Source organism: Dictyobacter arantiisoli (assembly GCF_008326305.1).
Lineage (GTDB): Bacteria > Chloroflexota > Ktedonobacteria > Ktedonobacterales > Ktedonobacteraceae > Dictyobacter > Dictyobacter arantiisoli.
The window spans coordinates 1-4547 of the sequence record NZ_BIXY01000172.1; the positions used below are offsets into that span (position 1 = coordinate 1).

Below are 4547 nucleotides of genomic sequence, written 5' to 3' on the forward strand. Positions count from 1 at the left end.
TCCAGGAATAGCCTAAGAAGCTGCCTCCTTATTGCGAATGAGCAACTCTGCCATTGTGAATTGAAATTCTGTATTAATATTTATGGACCGTTCTTCCGGCATGACATATGCAAGGCTCTTAGATCCCCAAAGACTCCCTGCATGAATGACGGCTGCTTTCGTAACGTAGACAGCACCATTGCGCAAGTACAGTTGTTCAAAGCTTTGTCGACGTTGTGGATACTGTCCTTCGCTTTCGTATGCATCCTCTAACCTTCCATTGTTCAAAATTCGTTTTAGGCGTGCTGGATGAATTGCTATGGCAGGTCCAACACTGATGACGGAGTCAGCTTCACTATTGCTTAGTAACAATTCAATAGCAGCATCAACATCTTCACCACTACACAGCGGAGATGTTGGACGCATCGTCACGCAAATATCTGGCTCAATACCTTGCCTGTGAAGTTCATTTACCCCCCATTGAATACCTCTAAAACTAGGTCCTGAATCATCTGCTAAAGCGGGAGGGCGATGCAAGATACGTGCATTCAATGACTCCGCGTATCTTGCAATCTCTTCGTCTTCAGTTGATATAAATACATTTTCACAATTCAAATAGCTTGATGCGTACGCAGCTTGAACAATGTAATAAAGCAACGGCTTGCCAGCCAACAAACGTATGTTCTTTCTGAACCCCCCTTAGAGCCGCCCCTCGCTGGAATGATAGCGGCAATATGAGGTGCTGATGATACGACACTATCCATTGTTTTCTTGCCTTTCAAAACATATTGAAACGAATTCATTCCTTCAGACAATGATGGATGTGTGAAATGTGGTCAAAACCTAACTATTTCTCCTCATACGTTTGACCACATATTCAGCCACAGTTTACTTCTCAAGAACATCCGCAACTGCAAGTTTTTGAAAAGGGACGCGCTCCTGGGCTAATCGCTCCAGATACGCGGCAGCGTACATTGGACTCCTTCCGGTTATAATAATTAAATGGGCAATAGCCGGATCAAAGCCCAGGTCAAGGAGGATAGCGCCTCCCGCTGCTTCAATATTCATAAAAATGCCTTTTTTATCTCTTAGAATAGTTTTTACCTCCTTCGCTGCTATTAAGTAAGGACCAGTAAATCCTTCTTCTTCAGCAATTTCGAGGAGGATGCGAGCGCGTGGATCTCGCGAATGAAATCTATGGCCGAATCCAATAATTTTCTCTCGCGCCCCTAATCTCTCGGTGATACAGGTTGCTCGTACTGATGGAGCCATAACTGCAAAATTTTGTAGCTCAAGCATAGCGGCCCGTAGACCACCTTGATGATAGATCCCCGCGCCAACAGAGAACTCACCGATTGCAGCATGTAAAAAGTCTGAACGGCAATCAGCAGCCTGTATCACGGCCATTGTGCTTTGACCAGTAATGCCATGACTGATATGTGAGACAATAACTGCTCTTAAAAGATTACGTTGAGTAGGGGTTGGCCTTTTCCCCTTGAGAAGAAAGAAAACCATTTCTTCATAGGAGAATTCGCGGATGATCTCGGATTGATTCACTCCATGTGTCCATAAATCATCCTGGTGTACTTCTGTAATTGAGGAATGCCAAGGTTCAAGCTTTTCCATGTAACAACTCCTTATATCAGTACAAAAACAAGGCAGCTATCCCTATGTAGGGACGAGAGCAAAAACGCTCAAGGAGGATAACTGCCTTGTCCACAAACCCTGCAAGATACCTCACCAACAAGCACCACCTTCCATTGTCACCCCGCAGGCCAGGATACAGGAGCAGTAAAAAACACAGCCCATGTACCCAGGTCTACGGCCTAGACAGTTGTTACTTTTGCCCATAGACAAGATAAAAATCATACGTTGTGTGGTGTTTTTCCCACTCTCCTGGCAACGCAGCAAGCGCTGCATCAAAATCCTTCTCGGATACATTTAATTGAGAGGTGTAGAAACCTTTGAATCCCTTAAAAACATTGTAGATGTCAATCGCCATCAATTCCCCCGATCTTCCCGCCCATTTCCCTAATGGCATGGGGACGGTCCTCATTTTGATGTTTTTCAGGCCTGCATTTTCGAGCAAAATGTCAAGGTGAGGCATTAACGATAAATCAAATCCCGCCTGTGCAATGCCAGCATCCCAGGCTTTCTTCAAATAATGGTATGCTGGCCCGATATTGTGGTACCCAGCTCCTGACTCTAAAATCTCTATCCATCCCCCTGGCCGTGTTACCCGCACCAACTCCTGAAGAACGGAAGGCCACTCCAGCGCAGGGATCGCCCCGACAAGTAACCGCTGGTGCACATAGTCAAAATGATCCTGTGCAAAAGGAATACCACTGAGGACATTCCCTCCATAAAAGGTGCAGTTTGATGGTGGCGGTGTTAAAAAAGTGGGCACTTCGATATCAATCCCAAAGACATGTGCCTGTGGGAATGCCCTGGCAGTCTCAATGGCCCAGCGGCCTGTCCCACTCCCACGTCAAGAATCGCCTTGGTTGTAGTCGAATCGAGCGGTGCTTTATAATGACTTCCCAGCACTGAATATAATGCATAGTGCTGAAAATCCAGCCGATGGATTTCTAGATCGTCTTTTGGCAACAAATAGGAGGTATCAACTCGGTGCCGACGGCCAGCTATGAGCGCTTCCTTTATCAAGCAGAAGTACAGCTTCAACAGAAAGAGCTAGAGTCAAGTAGAGCTATCTTAATGGAAGGGGCGATGCTAGCCAAAGAGCTTGGATCTAGATTATACTTCAACAAACTTGCTGGAAGTTATCATCAGCTACAGGAACAATGGGGAAAAGAACCCTCGGTAGCAGCATTAGAAGAAGTATTTCAGCCCTGGTAACGGTAGAAGAATAAGTTAATAGTGCTTATACGATACCTCCCATTGGTTCTGTCAGAACTGAGAACACAGAAGCTCATTGTGGAAAGCGAATGCTGAGATAGTGCGGTCTCTCGCGAGAGGGCTGCTTGTATCGATGCCTTCAAGGTTGTAAGCCGATCAAGGAAAGCTCGTCGCTGTTCTGAGCGTGAGGACGGTTCTCCCATGGTGGAGAGAGGACGAAGCTAGTTCCGTCATTCGTCAAAGGCAGAACAGAAACGGGCAGCCGAGTCGAAGTTTCCGAAGCCATGCATGGGATACTACCGTTGCTTGACTCCCCGATGGTCCTGTTCCAGGCGATTATTGAGATATTGGTTGGTTCGATGGAGCACCTGATCACCCAGTGTTTCACGCACTGCTCGTGGGGAGGAGGCGTGTCCATCCGTTGTCACCCGTTTCGGGGTAGGGCCGACGACGGCGAGAGCGTGCTTGAAACACTGTTGGGCCGCCTCCATATCCCGTTGCTCGCTCAGGCGTGAATCAACCAGGTTGCCATCTGCGTCAATGGCGCGATACAGATCGCACCATTTTTCAGGTGTCTTCTCTGGCCTAACTTTTACGTTTTGGTTCCCTCCAAAAACGGGTCAACTCCACAATGAGTAAACCAGCCCAAAGCATCGTGGGGAGGACAGAATGGGAACTTGAGAAGTTCTCTCGCTCACTGAGTCGCCTAGGAACCGGTAAAATGGCAACAACCTTTGCGAGGGGCATCATACATTCAAATACAGGAACCCCCGTGGCAGTTGGAGGCCACAGTCAAGAAGCAGCAGACACCTTTGGAGCACACTGGGGTCTACAACGCTGCTACGGCAGGTATCAAGACCTACTAGTGGATGACCAGGTTCAGGTTGTTTTTATTGCTACTCCATTTTCACAACACATGCAATGGGCAATGAGAGCCGCTGAAGCAGGCAAAGACATTTTGTGTGAACATCCTATGGCCCTCAATCACGCAGGAGCAATGGCCATCGTGGAGTCAGCGCGACGTCATCAGGTCTTTCTGATGGAAGCATTCACATATCGCTATCATCCTCAGATTGAGAAGGTCACTGCATTGATCCGCTCAGGGGTGATTGGCGAAGTACATACAATTCAGGTGAACTTTGCTTTTCAACGAGAAGATGACCATTCAGAACGTCGCCTAATTCGTGATATCCTCGATGTCGGTGGAAATTGTGTTTCTCTCGCTCGTCTCGTGGCTGGTGTTGCCCTTGGCCTTTCGGCTTCAGGTAGGTTGGGTGATCCAAGTACCTCCTTCTGAGTACTTCCTGGCTGAACCAGGGATACAATCAAGCGCAACACGGCACACACGTAAGCTGATTCTCATGGAATCTTACCTTTGCGGCTGAGGGAGTTGAATAATCCTTCCTCGGTGCTCACGTGGCTTCTGCGAACGATATCCTCCTTCTCGGTGTGAATGATGGAGAACTGGATCATATATGGTTGGCTCAGGAGGCTCTTTCCCTGGAGGTGTTGCTGCTAGCGCTTCCCAATCTTTTTTGAGAAGGGCATAGATGAGTGAAATCATCTGTCCAGCGATCCTCCCAATGACTTTGAGCTTGCCTTTGTAGGTGCGGGTTCGTTCATCATAACTACATTTGAGTGGCACCAGGCGTTCATAGATCTTGGTCCATTCACAATCCATACGAATGGCATTGCCCACAATCAGAAACATC

5 protein-coding genes and 2 pseudogenes are annotated in these 4547 nt (G+C 47.6%); 2 read left to right on the top strand and 5 right to left on the bottom strand.

Annotated elements, in window-relative coordinates; translation table 11 throughout:
• Window positions 1–12 precede the first annotated feature (12 nt).
• The 3 genes and pseudogenes from F1593_RS27260 to F1593_RS27270 all read right to left on the bottom strand — a co-directional run.
• Window positions 13–654 (bottom strand): acylneuraminate cytidylyltransferase family protein, encoded by a 642-nt coding sequence (locus tag F1593_RS27260; RefSeq protein WP_172632507.1) that lies wholly within the window; start codon window positions 652–654, stop codon window positions 13–15.
• A 213-nt stretch (window positions 655–867) separates the two neighbouring features.
• A complete protein-coding gene (locus tag F1593_RS27265) occupies window positions 868–1605 on the bottom strand; it encodes a citrate/2-methylcitrate synthase (protein ID WP_149404707.1) in 738 nt (245 codons plus the stop codon).
• Between the two features lie 211 nt (window positions 1606–1816).
• Window positions 1817–2452 (bottom strand): annotated as a pseudogene (locus tag F1593_RS27270) (class I SAM-dependent methyltransferase); the annotation flags it as partial.
• 155 nt (window positions 2453–2607) lie between these two features.
• On the opposite strand from F1593_RS27270, the gene F1593_RS27275 reads away from it, so the two are divergent.
• Window positions 2608–2835, top strand: coding sequence for a hypothetical protein (locus tag F1593_RS27275; RefSeq protein WP_149404709.1), 228 nt, complete (start codon window positions 2608–2610; stop codon window positions 2833–2835).
• A 119-nt stretch (window positions 2836–2954) separates the two neighbouring features.
• Here the strand turns inward: F1593_RS27275 and F1593_RS27280 are convergent.
• Window positions 2955–3413, bottom strand: a pseudogene (locus tag F1593_RS27280) (DDE-type integrase/transposase/recombinase); the annotation flags it as partial.
• A 143-nt stretch (window positions 3414–3556) separates the two neighbouring features.
• Here F1593_RS27280 and F1593_RS27285 point away from each other — a divergent pair.
• Window positions 3557–4132, top strand: coding sequence for a Gfo/Idh/MocA family protein (locus F1593_RS27285; protein WP_235932726.1), 576 nt, complete (start codon window positions 3557–3559; stop codon window positions 4130–4132).
• Between the two features lie 72 nt (window positions 4133–4204).
• Here F1593_RS27285 and F1593_RS28785 read toward each other — a convergent pair.
• On the bottom strand, window positions 4205–4547 hold a 343-nt coding region (locus F1593_RS28785), incomplete at its 5' end, for a hypothetical protein (protein ID WP_172632508.1).

Excerpts from the sequence above, each read along its gene's own strand:
- F1593_RS27265 (WP_149404707.1), bottom strand. The coding sequence starts at position 1,605 with ATGGAAAAGCTTGAACCTTGGCATTCCTCAATTACAGAAGTACACCAG.
- F1593_RS27285 (WP_235932726.1), top strand. The coding sequence starts at position 3,557 with ATGGCAACAACCTTTGCGAGGGGCATCATACATTCAAATACAGGAACC.